The organism is Photobacterium leiognathi, assembly GCF_030685535.1.
GTDB lineage: Bacteria > Pseudomonadota > Gammaproteobacteria > Enterobacterales > Vibrionaceae > Photobacterium > Photobacterium leiognathi.
Window position 1 is genome coordinate 2,379,985 of record NZ_CP131601.1, and the last position, 23,947, is coordinate 2,403,931.

Annotated in this window: 23 protein-coding genes; 12 read left to right on the plus strand and 11 right to left on the minus strand. The window is 41.9% G+C overall.

What is annotated here, in order from left to right; genetic code table 11:
* Nucleotides 1-156 precede the first annotated feature (156 nt).
* The gene (gene fadR / locus Q7674_RS17815) at nucleotides 157-1,008 is read right to left on the minus strand and encodes a fatty acid metabolism transcriptional regulator FadR (RefSeq protein ID WP_008987632.1); all 852 of its coding nucleotides are present in this window, start codon (nucleotides 1,006-1,008) and stop codon (nucleotides 157-159) included.
* A gap of 521 nt (nucleotides 1,009-1,529) precedes the next feature.
* Between fadR and nhaB the strand changes: the two genes are divergently transcribed.
* Nucleotides 1,530-3,116: a Na(+)/H(+) antiporter NhaB gene (nhaB, locus tag Q7674_RS17820; RefSeq protein ID WP_008987633.1), complete on the plus strand. Its 1,587-nt coding sequence runs from the start codon at nucleotides 1,530-1,532 to the stop codon at nucleotides 3,114-3,116.
* Nucleotides 3,117-3,259: 143 nt separating this feature from the next.
* Nucleotides 3,260-3,775, plus strand: a complete 516-nt coding sequence (gene dsbB, locus Q7674_RS17825) for a disulfide bond formation protein DsbB (RefSeq protein ID WP_045062774.1) — start codon at nucleotides 3,260-3,262, stop codon at nucleotides 3,773-3,775.
* Nucleotides 3,776-3,851: 76 nt separating this feature from the next.
* Here dsbB and Q7674_RS17830 read toward each other — a convergent pair whose 3' ends face one another.
* Together Q7674_RS17830 and Q7674_RS17835 are read right to left on the minus strand one after the other, a co-directional pair.
* Entirely contained in the window at nucleotides 3,852-4,259 is a 408-nt protein-coding gene (locus tag Q7674_RS17830) for a (deoxy)nucleoside triphosphate pyrophosphohydrolase (RefSeq protein WP_045062600.1), read from the minus strand.
* A complete protein-coding gene (locus tag Q7674_RS17835) occupies nucleotides 4,259-4,909 on the minus strand; it encodes a YecA/YgfB family protein (protein WP_305423008.1) in 651 nt (216 codons plus the stop codon). The genes Q7674_RS17830 and Q7674_RS17835 overlap by 1 nt, the downstream gene beginning before the upstream one ends.
* A 264-nt stretch (nucleotides 4,910-5,173) precedes the next feature.
* Between Q7674_RS17835 and Q7674_RS17840 the strand changes: the two genes are divergently transcribed.
* The 3 genes from Q7674_RS17840 (at nucleotide 5,174) to ypfJ (ending at nucleotide 7,905) form a co-directional block, all read left to right on the plus strand.
* The gene (locus Q7674_RS17840; RefSeq protein ID WP_045062596.1) at nucleotides 5,174-5,851 is read left to right on the plus strand and encodes an NAD(P)H-binding protein; all 678 of its coding nucleotides are present in this window, start codon (nucleotides 5,174-5,176) and stop codon (nucleotides 5,849-5,851) included.
* Between the two features lie 80 nt (nucleotides 5,852-5,931).
* Nucleotides 5,932-6,873, plus strand: coding sequence for a tRNA dihydrouridine(16) synthase DusC (dusC, locus tag Q7674_RS17845; protein ID WP_045062595.1), 942 nt, complete (start codon nucleotides 5,932-5,934; stop codon nucleotides 6,871-6,873).
* A 171-nt stretch (nucleotides 6,874-7,044) separates the two neighbouring features.
* Complete coding sequence (gene ypfJ, locus Q7674_RS17850; RefSeq protein ID WP_045062593.1) at nucleotides 7,045-7,905, plus strand: KPN_02809 family neutral zinc metallopeptidase; 861 nt, start codon at nucleotides 7,045-7,047, stop codon at nucleotides 7,903-7,905.
* 201 nt (nucleotides 7,906-8,106) lie between these two features.
* Here ypfJ and Q7674_RS17855 read toward each other — a convergent pair whose 3' ends face one another.
* Nucleotides 8,107-8,544 carry a YcgN family cysteine cluster protein gene (locus Q7674_RS17855; protein ID WP_080892172.1) on the minus strand — a complete coding sequence of 146 codons (438 nt, stop codon included), beginning with the start codon at nucleotides 8,542-8,544 and terminating at the stop codon, nucleotides 8,107-8,109.
* Nucleotides 8,545-8,801: 257 nt separating this feature from the next.
* On the opposite strand from Q7674_RS17855, the gene Q7674_RS17860 reads away from it, so the two are divergent.
* Nucleotides 8,802-9,050, plus strand: a complete 249-nt coding sequence (locus Q7674_RS17860; RefSeq protein WP_008987641.1) for a YkgJ family cysteine cluster protein — start codon at nucleotides 8,802-8,804, stop codon at nucleotides 9,048-9,050.
* A gap of 26 nt (nucleotides 9,051-9,076) precedes the next feature.
* Here the strand turns inward: Q7674_RS17860 and Q7674_RS17865 are convergent, their stop codons facing one another.
* Nucleotides 9,077-9,322 carry a TIGR02647 family protein gene (locus tag Q7674_RS17865; RefSeq protein WP_023931511.1) on the minus strand — a complete coding sequence of 82 codons (246 nt, stop codon included), beginning with the start codon at nucleotides 9,320-9,322 and terminating at the stop codon, nucleotides 9,077-9,079.
* Between the two features lie 248 nt (nucleotides 9,323-9,570).
* A complete protein-coding gene (locus Q7674_RS17870; protein WP_008987643.1) occupies nucleotides 9,571-10,443 on the minus strand; it encodes a Tim44 domain-containing protein in 873 nt (290 codons plus the stop codon).
* A gap of 298 nt (nucleotides 10,444-10,741) precedes the next feature.
* Between Q7674_RS17870 and Q7674_RS17875 the strand changes: the two genes are divergently transcribed.
* The 3 genes from Q7674_RS17875 (at nucleotide 10,742) to Q7674_RS17885 (ending at nucleotide 13,841) form a co-directional block, all read left to right on the plus strand.
* Nucleotides 10,742-11,146 carry an NINE protein gene (locus Q7674_RS17875; protein ID WP_008987644.1) on the plus strand — a complete coding sequence of 135 codons (405 nt, stop codon included), beginning with the start codon at nucleotides 10,742-10,744 and terminating at the stop codon, nucleotides 11,144-11,146.
* 210 nt (nucleotides 11,147-11,356) lie between these two features.
* A complete protein-coding gene (locus tag Q7674_RS17880; RefSeq protein WP_008987645.1) occupies nucleotides 11,357-11,953 on the plus strand; it encodes a TetR/AcrR family transcriptional regulator in 597 nt (198 codons plus the stop codon).
* Nucleotides 11,954-11,966: 13 nt separating this feature from the next.
* Complete coding sequence (locus tag Q7674_RS17885) at nucleotides 11,967-13,841, plus strand: MFS transporter (RefSeq protein WP_045062588.1); 1,875 nt, start codon at nucleotides 11,967-11,969, stop codon at nucleotides 13,839-13,841.
* A 47-nt stretch (nucleotides 13,842-13,888) separates the two neighbouring features.
* On the opposite strand, the gene menE is transcribed toward Q7674_RS17885, so the two are convergent.
* The 5 genes from menE to Q7674_RS17910 form a co-directional block, all read right to left on the minus strand.
* Complete coding sequence (gene menE / locus Q7674_RS17890; protein ID WP_045062587.1) at nucleotides 13,889-15,316, minus strand: o-succinylbenzoate--CoA ligase; 1,428 nt, start codon at nucleotides 15,314-15,316, stop codon at nucleotides 13,889-13,891.
* Nucleotides 15,304-16,278, minus strand: a complete 975-nt coding sequence (gene menC / locus Q7674_RS17895) for an o-succinylbenzoate synthase (RefSeq protein ID WP_045062586.1) — start codon at nucleotides 16,276-16,278, stop codon at nucleotides 15,304-15,306. The genes menE and menC overlap by 13 nt, the downstream gene beginning before the upstream one ends.
* 91 nt (nucleotides 16,279-16,369) lie before the next feature.
* A complete protein-coding gene (menH, locus tag Q7674_RS17900) occupies nucleotides 16,370-17,188 on the minus strand; it encodes a 2-succinyl-6-hydroxy-2,4-cyclohexadiene-1-carboxylate synthase (protein WP_045062585.1) in 819 nt (272 codons plus the stop codon).
* Nucleotides 17,172-18,899 carry a 2-succinyl-5-enolpyruvyl-6-hydroxy-3-cyclohexene-1-carboxylic-acid synthase gene (gene menD, locus Q7674_RS17905; RefSeq protein ID WP_045062584.1) on the minus strand — a complete coding sequence of 576 codons (1,728 nt, stop codon included), beginning with the start codon at nucleotides 18,897-18,899 and terminating at the stop codon, nucleotides 17,172-17,174. The genes menH and menD overlap by 17 nt, the downstream gene beginning before the upstream one ends.
* Nucleotides 18,890-20,227, minus strand: a complete 1,338-nt coding sequence (locus Q7674_RS17910) for an isochorismate synthase (protein WP_023931503.1) — start codon at nucleotides 20,225-20,227, stop codon at nucleotides 18,890-18,892. Before Q7674_RS17910 ends, menD begins: the two co-directional genes overlap by 10 nt.
* A 393-nt stretch (nucleotides 20,228-20,620) precedes the next feature.
* On the opposite strand from Q7674_RS17910, the gene Q7674_RS17915 reads away from it, so the two are divergent.
* The 3 genes from Q7674_RS17915 (at nucleotide 20,621) to Q7674_RS17925 (ending at nucleotide 23,941) form a co-directional block, all read left to right on the plus strand.
* Complete coding sequence (locus Q7674_RS17915; protein ID WP_008987652.1) at nucleotides 20,621-21,835, plus strand: pyridoxal phosphate-dependent aminotransferase; 1,215 nt, start codon at nucleotides 20,621-20,623, stop codon at nucleotides 21,833-21,835.
* 154 nt (nucleotides 21,836-21,989) lie between these two features.
* The gene (gene yfbR / locus Q7674_RS17920; RefSeq protein WP_045062583.1) at nucleotides 21,990-22,574 is read left to right on the plus strand and encodes a 5'-deoxynucleotidase; all 585 of its coding nucleotides are present in this window, start codon (nucleotides 21,990-21,992) and stop codon (nucleotides 22,572-22,574) included.
* Nucleotides 22,574-23,941 (plus strand): anti-phage deoxyguanosine triphosphatase, encoded by a 1,368-nt coding sequence (locus Q7674_RS17925; RefSeq protein WP_008987654.1) that lies wholly within the window; start codon nucleotides 22,574-22,576, stop codon nucleotides 23,939-23,941. Before yfbR ends, Q7674_RS17925 begins: the two co-directional genes overlap by 1 nt.
* The last annotated feature ends 6 nt before the right edge of the window (nucleotides 23,942-23,947 follow it).

Here is a 23,947-nt window from a genome sequence, read left to right on the forward strand (position 1 = left end):
TATTGATGCCATAAACACAATCAACTTTTGTATTAGTTTTCATTATCAATAACCTTCTTTAACTTTTAAGTGTTGAGAAAAGCAACAATTGAGTTAGAAAACAATAAAAAAGCCGAGTGATAAACACTCGGCTTTTTTCTAAATATTCAAAAAGCATTACTGCTCTTCTTCATACATGTATTTAGATATCTCTACGCGATGGCTGTACCAAATTGCGCCACTTTCACGACCGTATAAACGAATACGATCAGCAACCAAATCTGGCTTATGCTCATCACACATAGCTTTTAAGTCACGGTAGAACTGCAGTGCTAATTCACATGCTTCTGGCTTCATGAAGTAATAACCACCAACACGGGTATAAATCTTACGTAAGCCATTAAAAGTTAATACGTAAAGTGTGTTACCAGATTTACCAGCCATGCCTTGGAATAGACGGTAGTCGTAATAGTTAAATGCACGTGCTAGACAGATTTCCTCACATAATTGAGGATCATCTTTACCGTATTTATCAACGATCTTTTTAACTTCTTGCTGTAACTCTGCTTTATCTTCACTGTTTTCAATAAACTCAGCAAAGCTTGCAGACTCACGTAATTTCTCAACTGACTCAATCACATGTTGGATCAATTGGCTAGATTCTTCAGCATTACCCTTAACAGCATAACGCATAAATACACTACTGATATCAGTTCGAGCTGCCAGTAGATCTGCTAATACTCGTTGAACATCCTGTCCATCTAATGTCACTAAGGTATCTAGAATATTTAAACCTGACGTATCCATGTAGTTGTTAACACGTGTTGGCTTACCATGTTGGATAGTTAGCCATCCATCACGCGCCAGACGTTGTAAAACTTCACGTAAAGTGGTGCGAGTTACGCCAATTAACTCTGAAAGTTCTCGTTCCGCTGGAAGAATTGATCCCTGAGGAAAGTGATTATTCCAGATACTTTCAATTATGTATTTCTCAGCAAATGTCGCTGGGCTATCTGCCTTAATAACCATCTAAGTAAAATCCAGTTCGCTTCGTGTATTTCTCGTATTGGTACTCATCATACCACTAGTTATCTAATAGTAGAAACCTAGCAACTAACTCTGACATGAACATGAAAGAGGTGTTTAAAAATACAACGATATTGTTATCTCTATCACTTAAAATCATGAATTTTTGACGTGTATTAACAATCACAAGACCACTTTCTGTATACTATGCGGTTTATAAGACGGATATATTCAACTCCCAAATTGTGATGAAAATGTAATAAACCAATTGCATTTTTGTATCACTTATTGACTAATGCCCCTTAAAAGGTAGAGTGATAAGTGATGAACTGGGAGCGAATGGAAGCTGCTGCCTAAGAAAGTTAAACCGCAAGAGCCACACCACTCTGTTTAACTTTGATACTTCAATCTACACCCGTAATCACAAGCATGATGCTGTTGATTATCCTGCTGATTGACCAATCAAGGCATCTAGCCGACATCAGATCCATACTATTTTGCGCTAATAATAAAGAGATCCAAACATGGCTATATCGCTAGGGAATGCCTTTATCAAAAACTTTTTGGGTAAGGCACCTGACTGGTACAAAATTGCAATCATTACTTTTCTGATCATTAACCCTATTGTTTTCTTTTTTGTTGATCCGTTTGTTGCTGGCTGGCTGTTAGTTATCGAGTTTATCTTTACGCTAGCAATGGCACTAAAATGTTATCCGCTTCAGCCTGGTGGTTTATTGGCAATTGAAGCCGTTGCCATCGGTATGACAAGCCCAGATCAAGTGAAGCACGAACTTGTGGCAAACATCGAAGTATTATTACTGTTGGTCTTCATGGTCGCAGGCATCTACTTCATGAAACAGCTACTACTTTTCATCTTTACAAAAATATTAATCGGCATCCGCTCTAAAGTTTTACTTTCGCTCTCTTTCTGTGTGATGGCCGCTTTCCTATCTGCATTCCTTGATGCACTAACGGTAATCGCCGTGGTGATCAGTGTCACTGTGGGTTTCTACAGCATTTACCACAAGGTTGCATCGGGACAAGATCCACACTCTAATCACGACCACACTAATGATAATCACGTACCAGAACTAAGCCGTGATGACTTAGAAAACTACCGTGCTTTCCTGCGTAGTCTTCTCATGCATGCAGGTGTGGGTACGGCATTAGGTGGTGTAATGACAATGGTTGGTGAACCACAAAACTTAATCATTGCCGATCAAGCAGGCTGGCAATTTGGTGAGTTCATTATTCGTATGGCACCAGTCACCATCCCTGTGTTCTTCTGTGGTCTAATTACTTGTGCGCTAGTAGAGAAATTTAAGATCTGCGGTTACGGTGCGGAGTTACCTGAAAACGTTCGCCAAATCCTCGTTGATTTTGACAATGAAGAACGTAAATCACGTACTAATCTTGATTACGCGAAATTGGTGATTCAAGCCGTTATAGCTGTATGGCTGATCATTGGTCTTGCGTTGCACTTAGCTGCGGTAGGCTTAATTGGTTTAACTGTGATTATTCTGGCTACCTCGTTTACCGGTATTACAGAAGAGCATGCTTTAGGTAAAGCGTTTGAAGAAGCACTGCCATTTACCGCGTTACTTGCTGTGTTCTTCTCAATCGTTGCCGTGATTATTGATCAGCAGTTGTTTGCGCCAATCATTAACTGGGTATTAAGCCTAGAAGGCAGCTCGCAGCTAACCATGTTCTACATTGCAAATGGCTTATTATCGATGGTATCGGACAACGTTTTCGTTGGTACGGTATACATTAATGAAGTGAAAACCGCACTAGTTAATGGTGTTATTAACCGTAGTCAGTTCGATATGTTAGCGGTTGCTATCAATACCGGTACTAACCTACCTTCTGTTGCAACGCCTAATGGTCAAGCAGCATTCCTATTTGCATTAACATCAGCGATTGCACCTCTGATCCGTTTATCTTACGGTCGCATGGTGTACATGGCACTGCCATATACGATTGTACTAACTTTCGTTGGCCTTGCGGGTATCGAGTTAATGTTAGTGCCAATGACTGATTGGTTCTACACCATGGGTTGGATCACTGAGGGCTCAGCTGCGGTTTCAGCAGCTCCTGCACTGGCTCACTAATTAACCCAGTAAAAATGACGGAAGATTTACTTCTTTCTGAAGCTATGATTGAATGTCAGCGTTAGATTAGTATTATAACGTATACGAAAACCCTGAACTATCAGGGTTTTCTTTTATTATAATCAGTGCGTAGAGTATCAATGATGCAACACCTCAACACCTTTTCAAAAACACGTTTAGCATGGCTGCTATTACTGCTTTCAATCATCATCTTTGAAGGTTGTGCTCTTTTCTTTCAACATGTCATGAACCTAGCACCTTGTGTTATGTGTGTTTATGAGCGAGTGGCAATGATGGGGATAGGCTTTGCTGCCATTATTGGTTTAATTGCTCCTAAAAATACGGCATTCCGTTGGATTGGGTTAGCAGGTTGGGGTTACTGCGCTTACCGTGGTGTTGTACTTGCTCATCAACATGTTGGCTTCCAATTTAACCCATCACCATTTGCAACGTGCGATCTATTTGTTCAGTTCCCTAGCTGGGCACCAATCAATCACTGGGTTCCTTGGATGTTTGAAGCCTACGGTGATTGTGCAAAAGTGGTTTGGACTTTCCTTGGTCAATCAATGCCACAATGGTTAGTGATCATTTTCGGTGCTAACTTAATCGTTTGGGCAATCATGGTTATCGCACAATTTTTTGGTAATAAAAAAGCCTAACTAACCGCATAAAAGTCATAAAAAAAGCGAAGCTAATTATTATCTAGCTTCGCTTTTTTATTATCCGCGGATCTTATTATGATGCTTTACATTGCTGCTCTAGTGCCGACAAAATAGGATAATCTGCCGGACATAACGTATAGTGTTCAAATTCAGCTAACGTTACCCACACCATAGCTTGATGAGTATTGAGCTTAATTTCCCCTTTACACCAATGGGTTAGATAACCTTTCAGCTCTACGATTTTATCACCATAATCGAATACACTATCAGCTAACCATTGTTGTGTTTTGGTAGTGATCGCTAACTCTTCCATTAGCTCTCGATCCAAAGCTTGCTCGGGCGATTCATTAGCTTCAATCTTGCCGCCAGGAAACTCCCACAAACCACCTTGGCTTGCACTATCAAGACGTTGTGCAAGTAGGTACTTACCTTCTTTTTCAATCACACCAGCAACAACAACGATTTTCTTCACCGCAGTCATTACGCTGATTTACCACAGCATTGTTTAAATTTCTTGCCGCTTTCACACGGACACGGATCGTTACGTCCAACATTCTTATAAGGGTTAATCGCTTGTGCGCCAGCCCCTATTTGTAATTGATCTGCTGCCATCATTACTTCAGTTAACATTAATGGCAATTGTGGGTATAACTCACTCGGTGCAGGCATTCCCGTAAAGCCAGCTTGCTCCATTTGCTCTAGTGTGCCAGCTTCATCAACACATAACATTAATGTCGTCAGCAAGGCAGATAGCATGCGCATCGTACCGTCTGAAGCTGTTTGTGCTTCCCAGTTTGGCTCAATATATTGCCATACCGTTAGAAAGCCTTTGGCAAACTCAGCTAATGCCGCATTGGCTTCACCGTTTTCTTGCCATTGTAACTCTGTTGGTAATTGGTACTCACAAGCTTTAACTGTACGATACTGCATTTCAAAATGATTCAATACCGCTACTTTATCTTCATCTGATGGCATTACAGCTTCACCATCGACGGTGCTCCCCGCTAATACCGGTAACCAAATTTCAGGCTCCATCGGTTTAGGGTTTGCATTGGCAGCAAATAATGCCCCTTCAATAAAAGAAGCTGGCATACCGTCCCAATCAGATGGCAATGTCATTAATGTATTCATTGGACTTTCCCAGTAATAGTTTCTGAACCAATTATACCTAAAACTTACGCGCTTTGTGTGTCTGCAATAAAGACAACGCTATTTAAGCGCTGGCATCTTCATTGCTTATTTAAAAATGAATCAGAGCAAGCTCAAATTTTGTCACTGTTAAACGATTAATTGATTGATATTTGATGCAGTTAAACGCAAAACTAGCAATATTCAGTTTAACTAGCGCCTTATTGTTCCATTTTTACCTTTACAATGACGCTATAGGAACGTGTTATGAATAATCACAACCTGAGTGCAATTATTGCAGGTGCAAGCGGACTTGTTGGTCATGAGCTATTAAACCAACTGCTCGATAACAAGGCTTTTTCGCATATCTACGCACTATCACGTCGAGAACTCCCTTTGCGTAGTAGTAAACTCCAACAAATCATCGATCCTTTATTACGGATTAATGAATGGGAAGAAAGCGCCCCAGCGCCTACCTATGGCTTTATTTGTTTAGGTACAACCAAGAAACAGGCAGGAAGTAAAGCAGGGCTAGCCGCTGTTGATTTGGATCTTGTTAAAGATGTCGCCACAACAATGCGCAATATTGGCGTGCAACACATTATTGTGATTTCCAGTTTAGGCGCATGTCCTCGCTCACCTTCTCACTATTTACGCTGCAAAGGTAAGATGGAACAAGCCATCAATAATATGGGGTTTGATAACTGTATTTTTATTCGCCCAGGTCCATTAAAAGGCGAGCGTAGTCAGATCCGTCATGATGAGCAATTATTACAGCAAGTTTTTGATCTAATAAATCCACTCGTTATTGGCCCACTCAAACACTTTTCTCCTATCCCTGCTGAATGTGTGGCTCGTAGTATGGTAAAAATGGCATTGGCATGTAAAAAGCACCGACTTACAGAAAAAACCGTGGTTTCAGGGCATCAACTCCGCACTATTTAAAATCCATGGTGACAAATATCCCCTCTCGCACTAGAATCTCGCCCCTTGTATTGTTTTTACCGAGCTGAGCAATCACCACTATGCGAGTAATTTTGGGTCCGATGGAAGGCGTCTTGGATCATTTGATGCGAGAGATGCTAACTGAAATTAATGACTACGATCTCTGTGTCACTGAATTTGTCCGTGTCATTGATAGCCTATTGCCTAACAGTGTGTTCTATCGTTTATGCCCTGAGTTACATCAAGGGGGTGAAACTCGCTCGGGAACACCAGTACGAGTGCAGATTTTGGGTCAAGATCCTGATTGGATGGCTGAAAACGCACAGCGTGCCTGTTCGCTTGGCTCTGCTGGTGTGGATATTAACTTCGGCTGCCCAGCAAAAGCTGTAAATAAAAGCCGTGGTGGCGCAGTATTACTCAAAGAGCCTGAACGTATCTACCAAATCGTAAAAGCTTGCCGAGCAGCGGTAAACCCAGTCAAACCATTAACAGCCAAGGTGCGTTTAGGCTGGGATGATCCTAGCCAATGTTTTGAAATTGCAGATGCGATAGCTCAAGCAGGTGCTGATGAGCTGGTTGTGCATGCACGCACCAAAGAAGATGGTTACCGCGCAGACACCATTAAATGGGATTACATCAAACAGCTAAAACAACAAGTAAAACTGCCGATTATTGCTAACGGTGAGGTTTGGAATTATCAAGATGGTCAAAACTGCCTAACAGCAACCGACACTGATGCATTGATGGTATGTCGTGGCGCATTAAACTTACCGAATTTAGGTAATGTGGTGAAACATGATGCGCCTCATATGACATGGGAAGAAGTACTCGATCTATTGTTGGTTTACTCACAATACGAAATCAAAGGCGATAAAGGCTTATATTACCCTAACCGCGTTAAGCAATGGTTCTCTTACCTACGCCATGAATACCCACAAGCTAAAGCGCTGTTTGCCGATCTTCGTGCTCTAAATAAAGCGGCTCCTATCATTGAGATCCTTCAGCAAGCCCAACAAAAATAATCGTAATCTACAGCCCATGTTATTGGGCTGTACTTCCCTATCATAATGGAACTTTTCAGTTTTTTATCACTCTAAACGCAGCACTTGTATTTCCTATAAGAAATAATCTCACTTATACGCAAATATAAGCCATTATTGTATTGATATAATTCTGTTTATTAAGGATCCACTATGCGCTGGAAAAACTCCCGCCAAAGTACCAATATTGAAGATCGCCGAGGAGAAGGCCCAGCACAAGCTGGTATGCCAATAGGCGGTTTACTCCGTTTTATCCCATTCTTAATGCGAAGCAAGATTGGCAGAATTATTCTTGTTGTCGGTAGCTTATTTTTAGCTTATCAACATTTTACTGGCGGCAACATGATGGGACTTCAACAATCACATACCTCATCATCAACTGCGCCGCGCAATGACGAAAATAAACAATTTGTTGCAGCTGTACTGGGTAGTACTGAAAACGTATGGAATAAGTTATTAGACGGTAAATATCAGCCGCCTAAACTGGTTCTCTACAACAATGTTACGCAAACAGGTTGTGGTACAGGCTCTGCGCAATCAGGTCCATTCTACTGCCCTGCAGATAAGAAAGTATATTTAGACTTAAGCTTTATGAACGAGCTTAAACAACTCGGTGCGCCAGGTGATTTTGCCTTTGCTTATGTCATTGCACACGAAGTGGGTCACCATGTACAAAACCTACTTGGTACCAGTACCAAAGTTCACCAAATGCAGCAACGTAGTAGCAAAGTTGAAACAAACCGTTTAAGCGTAAAACTGGAACTACAAGCTGACTGTTACGCTGGTGTATGGGGTCACTACGTGAACCAACAAGGCATGCTAGAAGCTGGCGATATTGATGAAGGTATCAAAGCAGCAAGCGCTGTTGGTGATGATCGTCTACAACAAATGGCAGGCCAAGCGGTACAACCGGATGCCTTTACCCATGGTTCATCAGCACAACGTATTGAATGGTTTAAGAAAGGTTTTGAAACTGGCGATCCTCGTCAATGTAATACCTTTAGCGCCATATAATAACAGCGGTAACTAACATACTAGACAGCCTAATAAGCATACCTGTTTATTAGGCTATTTTTTTATTTCGCCATCTCTCACTTATCATAAAAATATCTTTGCTCCTATCGATGTATTTTGTATATATCCCGCCGATTTAGGATACATTCAAGTAAAAACAAAAAGGCTCGTTTGATAACGAGCCTTATAAACACTTTATAATCAACTACGTAGAGGATGATTGAGGATATGCTCCTCCCAATCTATTACATCAATCTCATACACCACTTGATCACGTACAGATTCACCTGCTTTGTGCATTGCCTCTTTCGAACCCGTTAATAACGGATGCCACTCTGGAAGTGGCTTACCTTCTGCTAATAAACGATAAGCACAAGATTCTGGTAACCATACAAACTCGTCAATACGTTCACGTGTTAGTTTTAAACACTCTTCGCCAGATTCAAAGCGATTCGCATAGTCTTTACAAGAACAGGTTTTATTGTCCAGTAGGCTACATGCGACATTGGTGTAATAGATCTCATCTGTATCATCGTCAATAAGCTTATGCAGACAGCACTTACCACAACCATCACAAAGTGATTCCCACTCTTGATCTGTCATTGTTGTTAAGTCTTTTTCTTGCCAAAAATGCGTCATGATACCTACACCAATTTATTATACGCGCCATTGAAGTGCGCAAAGTTACAGTTTGCTATTTCATTATAGCGCGACGTTTATAGCGACCCTGACGGTAAACTGCAAATTTAAATTACCTATTAATAGATAATCAGGTCGAAATAAGAGCTATTTCTATTTGAAGAAACAAAACTAAGCGCAAGGAATACGTTTTTTGATCTTATCTACAAGGAGTGATAATTTGCGCACCCCATGATAAATGAAAAGAGAAATGATTGATGGAATGTCGTCTTGGCTGTGGTGCCTGTTGTATAGCCCCAAGTATCTCATCAAGCATACCTGGAATGCCTAAAGGCAAGCCTGCGGGTGTTCGTTGCGTTCAACTTAATGAACAAAATTTATGTAAGTTATTCGGCAAGCCAGAACGTCCTGCCGTATGTCATCACTTTAAAGCTTGCCCTGATATTTGTGGTAAAACCAATGAGCAAGCTTTAGCGAACATTACTGAACTAGAGCAACTAACATAACTTGCCGCTCTCTTTTAGCTATTACGTTATTCTGTCGTTTTTCCTGTCAGAATACGTAATGCTATTTTGGCGTTTTCTGCCACTTGATGGCCAGAGTGAGTAAGATAACCACCATCAACCTGTGTTACTAACCCTTTCGCGTACAAACGCTGTGCTGCAGAAACTAATGCAGGGTTTGCATCACTATGTACTTTGATCCCTTCCATATTGCTGTGCATTGGGAATTTCACTAAAAGATTCATTTCTTCAACGATATCTGGAGTGTATGGCATAGCTACCTCTTATTCGAATTCATGTAGGCACTCTTATTGGATGGCCTATTTAATATCTTGATTTAATACTAGCGGTTACTGCTGATAAAACTAGGTGGCGCGATCAAGATCTGACGATCTTTACTCGAGTGAAATGGGATCACGCTCATAAATTCAAAACTCTTTTTGCAGTGGTTGACAGTTGTATAAAAAACAAACTAACCATTTGAGAGATATAAAAAAACCGCTCAATGTGAGCGGCTTTGTTATTAAGCTTGAATACCAACAATCAGCCATGGCGCATTTGGCGTTTTCAAGTCACGCTCTAAATGCCATACATCTGTAATGTCTTCTTCAACGCCTTCTACGCTATCTTTATAACGACCAGAGAACTTGATACTTAGTTGTGCTGTGTTCGCATCGTAATCAGCACGTACAAGCTCTGCATCAACGTACATGACTTCTGTATGTTGCTCACCGCTTAATTTCGCACGTTCTGCTTCTAGATCAGCAAATAACGCTGGTGATACGTACTCTCTGATTTTCTCTAATTCGTTATGGTTCCATGCGCCTTGAATGATGCGGTAGTGATCACGAGAACCACTTAGAAATGCATTCATATTAAAGTTAGGCGGTAGGTTAAATGGTACATCGCTATCAGTTGACTCAAAACCACCGTTCTGAGGCTGAGATTGCGCACCTGCAGCTTGACGGTATTGTTGTTGAGGTTGCTGTGGCTGCTGCGGAGAATTACCCGCATAAGACTCACGATGCCCCATTGGTGTGCCTTTATTCGCACGCATTGCTTTAAATAGCTTGAACAATACAAAAGCAATAACACCGATGATCAGAATATCCATAAACTGGATGCCATCAAATGCACCGCCAAAGAAAGCAGCAAGTAAACCACCAGCAAGTAAACCACCTAACAATCCGCCCATTAAGCCTTTTTTGCTTGATGACGCAGCTGGTGAGTTTTGCTTACGTATAGTATCGGTTTGTTGTGGCTGTTTTTGTTTCACTGGCGCCGTTTTGAAGCTTTTACCAAACGACTTACCACCACCAAATTTCTTTGCCTCGGCATGCGGAGTAGACAATGCCACCACAAACACCAAAGCAAATACGGTAAAAAAGCGTTTCATCATTGTAGAAGTACCTTATCCATGTCCTGTATGCATCCTAGCCATATGACACAGAATGTCAATTCCAAGTCATTTTGAAATTGTTACTAACCTTTAACATCTAGCGATTATAATTTCATCATCCATAGATACAGCGTACAAAAACTATTGTATACTGTTTTCTATTTAACCAAATAATGAAAAAAACCTCTCTTTATTATGGCACTTTTCGCTGATTTAGAGGTCTTTAATAAGTAATCGATCGTTAAAGCGCATACGGTTTTGTCCCATTGCTTTAACACAACCAATGGATTTTTTTATGCAAGAGAATAACACTCACAGTAAGTTCATCGGCTATTTGCTTTGGATCTTCGGTTTTACGGGTGCTCACCGCTTCTATTACGGCAAGCCAGTGACAGGAACCATTTGGTTTTTGACGCTAGGTGTTTTTGGTATTGGTTGGTTGATTGACTTGTTTTTAATCCCATCAATGAACCGTGAGTCTGACTTACGTTTCGCTGCGGGTGATATCGACTATAACATCGCGTGGTTACTACTGACCTTCCTTGGTGTATTCGGCGTTCACCGCATGTATATGGGAAAATGGATCACAGGTATTCTTTATCTCTGTACGTTCGGCTTTTTCTTAATCGGTATACTGATCGATTTTTGGACGTTAAATGATCAAGTTTCGCTTGAAAACACCAAGAACAAAGCCGCATAACGTTTAGTATTGGTGATTTTTGTTGTGACAATATATGATTCTTGGCTTGCTGAGTACGTTAGATTGTCACAACTTATTTCCGATATTCAATCTATGGCAGCTAAATGTAACTCGGCGAGATAATAATAAAAATATTGAACAATGTTCTATAATAAATGAACGTCAGTTTTTTATATAACGAAAAGTAAACACATCTTAAGAGTAATTCTCATGGCAAGAAGAAATGACCATACTCGTGAAGAGTTGGTGAATATGACACTGGAGCAAGTAAAAAACTTTCTCAATGAGCACCCTCATCACGAATTAAGTTTACGTAAAGTCGCAGCAATGATCGGCTACGTACCAAGTACATTAGTCAATGTCTTTGGTAATTACAATTTATTGTTGCTACACGCTGTTGCTCAAACCCTAGATGAATTATCTCAAGAAGCACAAGCTTGTTTAGCGGACGCCCAAAGCCCAGAACAAGCACTACGAAACCTTGCTTATTGCTACCTTGATTTTGCTATTGCTCACCCCTACCGCTGGCAATTGATTTTCCAACACACCATGAACGGTGAAGATTTACCTGAATGGCAATCTGATCGTATTAATAATATGACAGGTATGTTGGAAGCGTTGATCGGTCAGGTAAGTAGTAACATGAATGAAGATGAAGTACTGGAAACAAGCCGTGTAATTTGGGCTGGCGTTCACGGTATTACATTACTTACTGTGGATGATAAGTTATTCACCTCAACACCAGTGGATGGCAAAGCACTTATCGATAATCTTCTAGATACTTATCTCAATAAGTGGAAACAGTAAAAGAGACACATAGATGACCACAAAGCCCCAATCGAGCCTTCTTACCAAACGGCGATTTCTTCCGTATTTCTTAACTCAGGCGCTTGGGGCATTTAATGATAATGTTTACAAAAACATATTATTAATTCTGATTGCCTATGCATCGATAGATAGCCTGCCAATGAGTGCTAATTTGCTGATCAATATTGCAGCAGGCTTATTTATTCTCCCTTTCTTTTTATTCTCAGCTTCTGCTGGCGTCCTTGCCGATCAATACGATAAAGCAACGATTATGCGTATCGTTAAGTTTGCGGAAGTGATCATTATGGGATTAGCGGCTGTCGCTTTTCTTTATCAAAGCTATACACTGCTACTATTTCTACTGTTTTTAATGGGAACACAATCGGCTTTCTTTGGCCCAGCCAAATATGCATTGCTCCCTCAACATTTAAAACCGGAAGAATTAATCTCGGGTAATGCATTAGTCGAAACAGGTACTTTCTTAGCGATATTGCTCGGTACGCTATTAGCAGGCTTTATTGCTGACAGCCCCAATGCACACGCTATTGCTGCTGTTTCTGTGATTATTTTTGCAATATTGGGTTATTTAACCTCATTAGCGATCCCAAGTGCGCCACCTACGGTCAAGAAAACTAAATTTAAGTGGCAACCCATCAAGCAAACACGCTCTACCATGGCGATTGCGCGTCAAGATAAAACTATCTTCCAATGTATTCTTGGCATTAGCTGGTTCTGGTTTTTGGGCGCCTGTTACTTAACGCAGTTTCCTAACTACGCAAAAATCAGTTTAGGGGGTAATGCCGCTTCAGTGTCTTTCTTACTGATGCTGTTTTCGATTGGCATTGCGATTGGGTCCATGTGCTGTGATAAGTTATCACAACATCGTATCGACCCAGGTATTGTTCCTATTGGTAGTTTAGGTATTACGTTATTTGGCGCTGGCTTATATTTCATGACACCAGACCACGTTGTTGCCACCTCAAGCCTGAGCGCGTTTGTTTCTGCACCAAGCCTATGGCCTATCTTTATTTCTCTACTGCTATTGGGTATCGCTGGCGGTATCTTTATCGTGCCACTTTATGCACTAATGCAGCAACGTGCTGAAGAAAATGTACGTGCGCAGATCATTGCAGCAAACAATATTTGGAATGCGGTATTCATGGTAGCCAGTGCCGTATCTGCCATTGTCTTTCTCTCGATACTAAAACTGTCTATCCCTCAGTTTTTCCTTATCTTGGCAGCCATTAATGCATTAGTTGTCGTTTACATTTACTTTCAAGCCCCTGATTTTTTCTGGCGCTTCGTCGTATGGCTTGTCACACACACTATGTACCGAGTGAAAAAACAAAACCTTACCAATATTCCAGAGCAAGGTGGGGTGTTAATTGTCAGTAACCATGTGAGTTATATGGATGCCCTACTGCTGGCTGGGGCTTGTCCCCGCCCTATCCGCTTTTTGATGGATCGCAGCATTTATAATCTTCCTTTGGTGAATACGTTCTGTAAAGCATGTAAAGCTATCCCCGTTGAGGCAAGCGATCGTAGCTCAGTACGTACTGCTTTTTCACAGGTTGCCACCTATTTAGATAATGGTGATATTGTTTGTGTATTCCCTGAAGGGCAACTCACTTTTGATGGTGAAATCGCGCCTTTCATGCGGGGGATAGATTTGATCATCAAACGCTCAGATGTCACGGTTGTGCCTGTGGCATTACAAGGCTTATGGGGAAGTTACTTTAGCCGAGAAGGTGGCGCTGCATTATTAAAATGGCCTAAGCGATTTTGGTCCAAAGTAACGATTAATGTCGGTGAGTCGATGAGCTCTAAAGAAGCTAATAGCCAGCTTTTGTATGAATATGTCAGCCGCTTACGTGGTGAACATCGATAGTCTTATTTGCCAAAAAAAAGGCGAAACATGATGCTTCGCCTTTTTCTTTACTGCTTGGCTAACCACTCCGCCAATTTCGTTCGTGATACCTTAATACCACGATAAATATCAGCATCAGGCAAAGCCAAATAGCGAACAGGGCGTTTATACGGTGCAACCGTCTCTGCCATGTATGTCATTACATGATCAACAAACATTGCATCAAATGGGCAAGATGTTTGAACAATTGCCACTGAACGTTGACCAAAGTCGTAATCATCAACAGGTAAAACAAAAGCTTGCTCTACACCTGGTAATTGAAGTAACACAGCTTCAATATCTTCTGGCTGCACATTTTCACCGCCAGAAATAAACATGTTATCCGCACGACCATGAATAAATAATTCATCATCACGCCATTCACCCATGTCTTTAGTTGCGAACCACTCACCATCATGCTCATGGTTATCAAAAATAGAGAAAATAGTATGGTTACGGTAATAACCTAAACATAAGCTCTTACCGCGCACTAATATCTCACCTTCACGCAAGAACAGTTCACGGTTAGGTAATACGTTACCAACACCTTGGCTCTCGTCAGCCTGCTTAACCGAAATAGTCGAAGCCATTTCAGTCATACCATAGCCACACCAACAATCAATGCCAGCGCTACGAGCTTTATCCGTTAAACTTACCGGAATATGAGCGCCACCTAATAACACTTGCTTTAAGGCTATTGGCTGCTGAGTGGGCACTTGATCTAATAAGCGTTGTAGCTGTGTCGGAACAAGTGATGCATGGGTTACCCAGCTAAGGGCTTGTTGCTGTAGAGCTTTCTCTACAATCACTAAACAAGCACCACGGTAAAGCCAACGCCACAAAATCGCGAGTCCAGAGATATGAAATAAAGGCAAAGACAATAACCAACTGTCTTCTGCATTAAATGTCATCTTGCTTAATAAACCAGATGCACTCGCTAAGTGAGATTCAGGGCTATGCACAACTGCTTTCGGTGATCCCGTAGAACCCGACGTTAGCGTTAATGTCACTGGACGATGCTTTTGCCATGTCACTGGCACCATACGAGAGACTTCTGGCTGGCGTAACGTGATCACTTGCCCTGTTAGTTGCTCGGTAGCTATATCACGATCTGACCAAAGATAGTGATTGTCTAACATGGCTAACTGCTGCTGAATTTCAGCAAAAGACAGTTTCGGATTTAAACCGACATAGCGAGCGCCAATACGAATGATTGCAAGGATCAGCCACACAACGTCAATCGTGTTATCGGCAATAACCGCAACCAAGTGATCTCGCTTAACACCTTGCTCTACTAATCCTTGTGCGAACTCATCTACCTGTGTAGAGACTTCTGCCCAAGTATAGGTTTGTGCTCCCTTGGTTTGCTCACCAAGAGAGATCGCGACATCTGACGGACGCTCCGCAGCCCAACGCTGCCAAGGCCATGTCAGGAAATCATGCTTTATTTCTGCCATACCACTTCTAGTTCTGTTAAAGATGTCATTGGAAGTTCAGTTTCAGGCCAAGGGGTAATAAGCTGCGCTTTAAAAAGCTGCATAGTATCTAAACCAGGGATCACATTGGGTGTTTGCCATTGTGCTAAGCGTGCTAGCTGGTTTAAGCCGAAGCTTGATTCTAGGCTTGAACTGATCACGGCGGTTAATCCTGCTGCATGCGCCTGTTTAACAAGCTCAATACAGTGGGTCAAACTACCGATTAACGTAGGTTTAATAATGATAGCGACAACACCAGGCTGCGCTTTAACTTCAAATCTGGGCTCACGTACTGTTTCATCCCAAGCAATATTGATCCCCGTTTGCTCGGCAAAATTGAGGCTATCTTCAGGGGTTGTACATGGCTCTTCTAAAAATGCGATACCTTGACGATGTTCAGGTTTCACATACTTGGCAAATTGCTGCGCTTTAATCGGTGTCCATTTACGATTAGCATCTAAACGCAATTGAATATCAGGAATTGCTTCAATAAACATATTTGCCACAATACCGTCGCGTACCGCCTCGTACATGCCGACCTTAATTTTAGCAACTTTATCGCCATTGGTTTGATTTAAACGCACAATCAAATCATCAGGATCACCAGAGCATAATGGCGCTACAGCATAATTAGCCGCTTGTGGTAATTCACCATCAAGTTCTGCTAACGCGCAGCTAATACCAAAGGCTACGGATGGGAAAGCCGTCTCTAAATCTAAAGCTTGCTCTTGTTGCCATAACGCCAATAGTTGCTCGGCTTGCGCTTGGGCTTGCTCAAATGTTTCATGGCTAAATTCTGGCAGTGGTGCAATTTCCCCTAAGCCAACACGCTCACCTTGTTTAAGCTCAACAATCAAGCCTTGGCGTGTCACCAAACGTTGATCACGTAAGATAACGCCAGAATCCATTGGTAATTGATATTGGTATAACTTAACACTGCGCATTATTGATAACCTTTCATTGATGCCAGAGCATAAAAAACACGCTAGATTCCAGTCTAGCGAAGGAATAAATCACTTTAATTACAAAGGTTCGTTAGCACTTTTGGATAAAAGCAGATAAAGCGGAGATAAAAGCCTGCGGCTGTTCAACATGAATATTGTGTCCAGCATCGGGGATCACTTCAACGCTTAGCTCTGATTGCGCGGCGATCTGACGAAACTTTGTATCATGTTCACCACAAACATAACGAACAGGTAATGTTAAAGTTTGTAATGATGTAAGTAATAGTGGTTGCTTAGACAATGAGGTTGCTAACAACATATTGGCGACACCTGTTCCAAGGTTATCACTTCGTTTTAGCACTAAGCTTTGTCTTTGGTCATGATCCAGTGATGAAAATACTGCTTGTTGATACCAATCATTAAGCACAACTGGAAGAGGCTCGCTAGAAAATCGTTCTGCCCATGCTTTATCATTCGCAAAGCGTGCTTCACGTTCAGTAACAGGTAAACCAAAATGCCCACCTTCCAAAAATAGCCCTTTTAGTTCTGGCTTTGAAAACGCACTATCATCAGGCTTATGATTGGTTAATTGCGATGCAAGATACATTGCTAATCGCGCACCTAATGAATAGCCGACTAAGATAAATTGCTTAATATCTCGATAAGCAAGTGTATCTAAAATTGCTTGATAGCTTTGCTCAAAACCAATCTCAGAAGAGGCTTGCGGCAGGTTCACCGACGCACTTAATCCATGCCCCGGCAGATCGAGTGTAATACAGGTATAACGGTGAGCTAATGCCGAGGTAATATTGCGCCAATCACGCCCAGATCCCAACAGCCCATGAAGGAAAACGATCACAGGCTGAGTGTTATCTAATTGGTGACCAAAGGTTTCAGAGTAAAGACGCACGTTTAACCTCAGCAAAGATGGTTTTTAGCATATTTCCTGCTTCACCTGCTGGCGTTTGAATTTCAATTAACGTCGTTTGATGTACCTGCTGCGCTTTCATTACCGCTTCTTTAGCATCAGCTAAAGTTGCAGGACAAACATAGCCTAACTCAAACATTGCTGCGGCATGAGCAAACGTGATGCCATGAGGCATACGATAGAAATCATCTTTTTGCTGCTCAGGTACAGGCAACATATCAAAAATACCGCCACCATCATTATTCGTTACAATCACAACCATTGGCTGTGCTGTTTGCTTTAATAATACTAACGAATTGAGATCGTATAAAAACGATGTATCACCAAGTAGCATCACTATTGGTGTTTGACGAGCACGTTGTACCCCGGCAGCTGTGGCAATTAAGCCGTCAATGCCTGATGCACCACGGTTTGTAAACACCGCTGTCGTTGGTAATTGCCCAAACATATCAATAAGACGCACGATCATGCTGTTACCAAGAAAAAGTTCAGTATTAGGTAACAACCAGTGCGCTAATGATGCAGCTAAGGATACTTCAGATAAAGAATCACAGTGCGGAGCGACAATACCACGATAGCTTTTTGCAGCAGGAAGCAGTGCTGATGCCCAACCATTCTGCTCACTCGCAGAACCCAGCGATAACGCAGCACGACTCCACTGACCAACATTGGCTTGAATACGTAGACCAGAATGATTATGTGGATCTAAACGCCCTTGTTGCGGATCTATAAGCCAATAACCTTGCCAAGGGTGCGCACCAATAAACTGCAACAAACGCTTAGAGACAATGCGTGCGCCAAACTGTAATAACACTTCAGCTTGGGATAACAACGCTGAGCATGACTCATTTTGAAGCCAACCATCAAAGCCTGCCAACTCACTTGAACCACCAGCCTGAGGATCAACCAGTAGCGGCCAACCTAATTGAGTAGCTAATGTTTCAACTTGTGCAAGCTCTGTTGGTAGTAGTTTGCCTGCAACAATAACGCCTTTTTTCGCACATAAACGCTGCCAATCAACAGTATTGATAATTACATCAGTGCATACTGCTTGTTGATGTTGGCAGTAAGGCTTATCTGTCTGTTGCCACTGTTTTATTGGTGTTAGGTAAGCTGAAAAATCAACAGCATCACCATATAAAGGCTCAGGATAATGACAGTTAAAATGCACCGCACCACCACGTAATGCTTGTTGATGCATCATTTCATCCACCACACCTAATAACCAATTTGGTGTGATATCAAGGGTTGGAGTCGGAAGATCATAAAATGCAGTTACATGATGAGAAAAGATACCATGCTGCCTAATCGCTTGGTTAGCACCACACTCTAATAGCTCTGCTGGTCTATCAGAGGTAAGTAAGACTAACTTTTCTTTCGTCAGACCAGATTCAGCCACCGCGGGTAGTAGGTTTGCGACCGCAGTACCTGATGTCACGATCACAGCGACAGGAGATTGTGATGCTTTTGCTAAACCTAATGCTAGAAAGCCTAAACCACGCTCATCAAAGTGAGTATGAATCGTCAACTTAGGTTGCTTTGCTGCCGCTAATGTTAACGGTGTAGAACGAGAGCCCGGCGCAATACAAACATGCTCAACACCTTGACGGACCAACTCTTCTAACATGAGTTCAGCCCAACAACTATTTAACGCGGCACGGTAAGCGGTACTATCCGATAAATTTAATTGCATGATGCGCGTTTAAACTCCATCTCAGGCGTTTCAGAACTTGATTGATCTTGTCCGAATAAGCTACACAAAGTTGATGTTTTACGATCTAGCTCTTTCCACTCACTTTCTGCAATAGAGCCAGGAACAATACCCGCACCTGCAAATAAGTGAACGTCACCTTCAATGATCAATGCACTGCGGATCGCAACACAAAACTCACTATGATGTTGACCGATATACCCTACCGCACCACTGTACCAACCACGTGAAAAAGGCTCATTTTCAGCAATAAAATGCAAGGCAGGATCGCGAGGTAAACCAGCTATCGCCGCTGTTGGCTGTAAGTTATCTAGTAAGTCGGCACTAAAAATACCGTCATTTAACTGAGCATCAATACTGCGTTTTAAATGCTGAACTTTACGAAGCTGAACTAATTCCGGGATTTGCGCCACATTCATTGATTGGCTACAAGGCACTAAGCGGTTAACAATATCATCGACTACTAAACGATTTTCGTAGCGGTTTTTATTATCCGACAGTAACCATTGCGCTAACTGATGATCTTCTGCTTCATCATGACCACGTCCAATCGTGCCTGCTAAGGCTTCAGTTTGTAACGTATACTCATGACGTTGGAAAAGTCGCTCTGGCGTTGAGCCAATAAAACCATGCTTATCATCTAACGCCATTAAAAAGTGAAAGCTATTGCTGTTATTAGCACAGCTCGCTTTTAACAGTTGGGCAGGAGAGACAGGCTTATCAAGCTGTAATTGAGTACGTCGCGCTAACACCACTTTTTCAAATGCTTTATTCTCAATAGCATCTAACGCACGAGTGATCATATTCGACCACCCCGAAAAATCAGGTGTATAGCTACGATTTAAAATCGTACTTTGAATACCACTGATTAACGACGTATCAAACTTTAACTGCTTGAGTGACGTCAACATACGATCACGATCTTCACCCACATTAACTGCAAGGTGCCAATCATTATCAATACGGCTTAATTCAAGTAGTGGTAAAAAGAAAAATGAAGAAAGGCAACGGCGATTTCGCTCTGTTCGCCCATCAAAAGAACGTCCGCCCCAAATACGCTGGTCATCAGAAATGACTTTCTCTGCCGCTTTAGGATCAGTAAACGTTTTAATTTGCCCTAGCGCCACAACCTCTTCACGGCAATTACGTGATTGCCAGTAGAATTTAGGATACAAGTCTTGTGTATCCATCCAATCAATAAGATCAATGTTTTTTGATAAGTCTAATTTAACCAATAAACGCTGGGTTGTAGCAGATGCTTGCTCTAATTTAGCAATTAATAATTCAACGGCTTGTTGTAACGCAGTCAAGATAACCTCGCTCAGCTCTATTACACCAACACGGCTCATCCCTGGCTGAAAGATAGATATGTCACTCTCTTAGACATATTTTCTTTACTAAGAATAGTCACTTGCGCCTCTCAATGGAGGTAATAACCGTTGATTCTCTTAGTAAAGAAGAATGATGTAGCATTCTACCTCACTAAAAAGCATCTGACTAATGAAGTAACGCAATTGTATGACGCAACTTGCTAGCAGAAACCTCTGTTCAATATTGTTAATTCTAGTCAAACCACCCAGTTTCATTCTGTTCAAATAACACAAAACACTATTTTACATAATTATCTTCTGAAAGGTGTTCCTATCGCCCTCTTTTATAGTGTAATTTGTGGTTATACCAAATAATCATCAGGAAAATCTCTTATGCAAAAATTCGGGATGTCATCCAAACTTAACAACGTTTGCTATGACATACGCGGTCCCGTTCTGAAGCACGCTAAGCGCATGGAAGAAGAAGGGCAAAAAATTCTAAAACTCAACATCGGTAATCCGGCCCCGTTTGGTTTTGACGCCCCTGATGAAATTCTGGTAGATGTGATCCGTAACTTGCCAACATCGCAAGGTTACTGTGACTCAAAAGGTATTTACTCTGCGCGTAAAGCGATCGTACAGCACTACCAAAAACGTGGTTTACGTGATCTTGATGTTGAAGATGTTTACATCGGTAATGGTGTTTCTGAATTAATCGTAATGGCAATGCAAGCGTTGCTAAACCATAAAGATGAAATTTTGGTGCCATCACCTGATTACCCATTATGGACAGCAGCGGTATCGCTATCAGGTGGTACACCCGTTCACTACACCTGTGATGAACAAGCTGACTGGTACCCAGATTTAGATGACATCAAACAAAAAATCACACCGAACACCCGTGGTATTGTGTTAATCAACCCAAATAATCCAACAGGTGCGGTATACAGTCGCGATTTTCTATTAGAAGTGGTAGAGATTGCTCGTCAGCACGATCTGATCATCTTTGCCGACGAAATCTACGATAAGATTTTATACGATGGTGCTCAGCATACATCTATTGCGCCATTAGCAGATGATGTTGTCTGTGTAACATTTAACGGTCTCTCTAAGTCATACCGTGTCTGTGGTTTCCGTGCAGGTTGGATGGTTATCTCAGGCCCTCGTCATCGCGCTAAAGGTTACATCGAAGGCTTAGAGATGCTGTCATCCATGCGTTTATGTGCCAACGTACCTATGCAGCATGCGATCCAAACCGCATTAGGTGGCTACCAAAGTATCAATGAATTGATCTTACCGGGTGGACGTTTATTAGAGCAGCGCAATAAAGCGTATGATTTATTAACTCAGATCCCTGGCGTGTCTTGTGTTAAACCTAAAGGCGCACTGTATCTATTCCCGAAATTAGATCAGAAGAAATTTAATATTCAAGATGATCAGAAGATGGCGATGGACTTCTTGCTACAAGAGAAAGTGTTAGTCGTTCATGGTACAGGCTTTAACTGGAAACAACCGGATCACTTCCGTATTGTTACTCTGCCTCACGTCGATGATCTTGAACTGGCAATGAGTCGCCTAGAGCGATTCCTTCATAGCTATCGCCAGTAACGCAAATTCATTATTCTCAAGCCTCGGTAACCCGGGGCTTTTTCTTAACTAAAAGCTGTCACACCTTCCCCTACATCTGTTACTTTATACTCATAATTTCTATGCAAGCTGTTCGTTAATACCTCAGCAAACTTAGCAAAGAGAACTGATCATCATGGAAAAAAGTCATTTCTTCGCCCACCTTGCCCGTATGCGTTTAATTCAACGCTGGCCCTTAATGCGCAGTGTGGAAACAGAAAATATTTCAGAGCATAGCCTTCAAGTTGCCTTTGTTGCTCACGCCCTCGCTTTAATTAAAAACCGTAAGTTCGGTGGCAATCTCAATCCAGAACGTATCGCTCTACAAGGGATGTTTCACGATGTGAGTGAAGTGATCACTGGTGATATGCCAACGCCAATCAAGTACTACAACCCTGCAATTGCGGAAGAATATAAAAAGATTGAATTAGCCGCAGAGCAGAAACTGATCTCAATGCTGCCAGAGGAGTTTCAAGACGATTACGCATCACTATTAGATAGCCATAAAATTGATGCAGAAGCAGCTGCGGTTGTAAAACAGGCAGATACCTTATGTGCTTATATTAAATGCCTTGAAGAGCTCAGCGCAGGTAATCATGAATTTACCCGAGCAAAAAAACGTTTAGAAGAAACGCTAGAGCAACGTAAAACGCCTGAAATGGAATATTTTCTCGATACCTTTGCTGATAGCTTTAATCTGACATTGGATGATATTAGTTAATGACAGAGTTTAAGATCACCCCACAATGGCAAGAACGTCATTACGATGAGCAAAAAATGCGTCGCGATGATCACCGTTCTCCTTATCAACGAGACAGAGCCCGTATTCTTCACTCTGCCGCCTTTCGTCGTCTACAAGCCAAGACCCAAGTTCATGGTGCTGGTAATCATGACTTTTACCGCACTCGCCTAACGCATTCATTGGAAGCATCACAAATCGGGACTGGGATCGTCGCTCAGCTTAAGTTAAAACAGCCAGAATTTCGTGAGCTATTACCGTCAACGAGCTTAATGGAGAGTCTTTGTTTAGCTCATGATATCGGCCATCCGCCGTTTGGTCATGGCGGTGAAGTAGCACTCAATTACATGATGCGTAATAACGGTGGCTTTGAAGGTAATGCGCAAACTTTTCGTATTGTGACTTTATTAGAGCCCTATACGGAAGGCTATGGAATGAACCTAGCAAGACGCACACTGCTAGGATTATTAAAATACCCTGCCTTATTGAGTCAAACGGCACCATTAGAAAGAGCGCCAGATGTTGCTAACTTTCGTCACCTAAAAGCTAAAGATTGGTATCCAGCCAAAGGCTTATACGATGATGACAAAGCCGTATTTGATTGGGTATTAGCGCCATTATCAGATAAAGATAAAGCCTTATTTGCCCAAATGCGCTGTGAACGACAGTCTCCAACACTGCCATGTAAAACCCGATTTAAATCTTTAGATTGCTCTATCATGGAGCTTGCCGATGATATTGCTTACGGTGTTCATGATTTAGAAGATGCTATCGTGATGGGAATAGTCAATCGTGATGAATGGCAAGAAGCTGTCGCATCTAAAATTGCAGAGTGTGGCGATCCTTGGTTAGAAGAGCGCATCGGCGAGATCAGTGAGTTGATGTTTGGTAGCCACCATCAGCGCAAAGATGCAATAGGTGCGCTAGTTAACGGTTTACTGACTTCTATCACCATTAGCCCAACCATTCAAAATGGTACGGATTTCTTTGATGAGCCATTACTACAATGGAACGCTTTCTTATCTGAACCAATGGAAAAAGCACTAGAGGTATTGAAACAATTCGTCAGTATCTATGTAGTGAAAAAGCCTGAAATCCAACTGTCTGAATACAAAGGGCAGCAACTGATCATGGAATTGTTTGAAGCCTTTTCATCTGATCCAGAACGACTATTGCCAGAAGGTACGCGTCAACGTTGGCTTGAAGTACAAGAGAATGGCGGTAATGAACTGAGGATCATCGCTGATTACATTTCAGGTATGACTGACGGTTTTGCCCAACGCTTGTACAGCACTTTGTTCCAGCCGACGTCTGTGACTGGGATCAGCAATGACGGTTACGGGTTTTAAGCCATC

Excerpts from the sequence above, each read along its gene's own strand:
- menD (WP_045062584.1), bottom strand. The coding sequence starts at position 18,899 with ATGCAATTAAATTTATCGGATAGTACCGCTTACCGTGCCGCGTTAAAT.
- yfbR (WP_045062583.1), top strand. The coding sequence starts at position 21,990 with ATGGAAAAAAGTCATTTCTTCGCCCACCTTGCCCGTATGCGTTTAATT.
- menC (WP_045062586.1), bottom strand. The coding sequence starts at position 16,278 with ATGCGCAGTGTTAAGTTATACCAATATCAATTACCAATGGATTCTGGC.
- Q7674_RS17830 (WP_045062600.1), bottom strand. The coding sequence starts at position 4,259 with ATGACTGCGGTGAAGAAAATCGTTGTTGTTGCTGGTGTGATTGAAAAA.
- ypfJ (WP_045062593.1), top strand. The coding sequence starts at position 7,045 with ATGCGCTGGAAAAACTCCCGCCAAAGTACCAATATTGAAGATCGCCGA.
- Q7674_RS17855 (WP_080892172.1), bottom strand. The coding sequence starts at position 8,544 with ATGACGCATTTTTGGCAAGAAAAAGACTTAACAACAATGACAGATCAA.
- nhaB (WP_008987633.1), top strand. The coding sequence starts at position 1,530 with ATGGCTATATCGCTAGGGAATGCCTTTATCAAAAACTTTTTGGGTAAG.
- menE (WP_045062587.1), bottom strand. The coding sequence starts at position 15,316 with ATGGCAGAAATAAAGCATGATTTCCTGACATGGCCTTGGCAGCGTTGG.
- Q7674_RS17860 (WP_008987641.1), top strand. The coding sequence starts at position 8,802 with ATGGAATGTCGTCTTGGCTGTGGTGCCTGTTGTATAGCCCCAAGTATC.
- Q7674_RS17835 (WP_305423008.1), bottom strand. The coding sequence starts at position 4,909 with ATGAATACATTAATGACATTGCCATCTGATTGGGACGGTATGCCAGCT.
- Q7674_RS17925 (WP_008987654.1), top strand. The coding sequence starts at position 22,574 with ATGACAGAGTTTAAGATCACCCCACAATGGCAAGAACGTCATTACGAT.
- dsbB (WP_045062774.1), top strand. The coding sequence starts at position 3,260 with ATGCAACACCTCAACACCTTTTCAAAAACACGTTTAGCATGGCTGCTA.
- fadR (WP_008987632.1), bottom strand. The coding sequence starts at position 1,008 with ATGGTTATTAAGGCAGATAGCCCAGCGACATTTGCTGAGAAATACATA.
- Q7674_RS17840 (WP_045062596.1), top strand. The coding sequence starts at position 5,174 with ATGAATAATCACAACCTGAGTGCAATTATTGCAGGTGCAAGCGGACTT.
- Q7674_RS17875 (WP_008987644.1), top strand. The coding sequence starts at position 10,742 with ATGCAAGAGAATAACACTCACAGTAAGTTCATCGGCTATTTGCTTTGG.
- Q7674_RS17915 (WP_008987652.1), top strand. The coding sequence starts at position 20,621 with ATGCAAAAATTCGGGATGTCATCCAAACTTAACAACGTTTGCTATGAC.
- Q7674_RS17870 (WP_008987643.1), bottom strand. The coding sequence starts at position 10,443 with ATGAAACGCTTTTTTACCGTATTTGCTTTGGTGTTTGTGGTGGCATTG.
- Q7674_RS17880 (WP_008987645.1), top strand. The coding sequence starts at position 11,357 with ATGGCAAGAAGAAATGACCATACTCGTGAAGAGTTGGTGAATATGACA.
- Q7674_RS17885 (WP_045062588.1), top strand. The coding sequence starts at position 11,967 with ATGACCACAAAGCCCCAATCGAGCCTTCTTACCAAACGGCGATTTCTT.
- dusC (WP_045062595.1), top strand. The coding sequence starts at position 5,932 with ATGCGAGTAATTTTGGGTCCGATGGAAGGCGTCTTGGATCATTTGATG.
- Q7674_RS17865 (WP_023931511.1), bottom strand. The coding sequence starts at position 9,322 with ATGCCATACACTCCAGATATCGTTGAAGAAATGAATCTTTTAGTGAAA.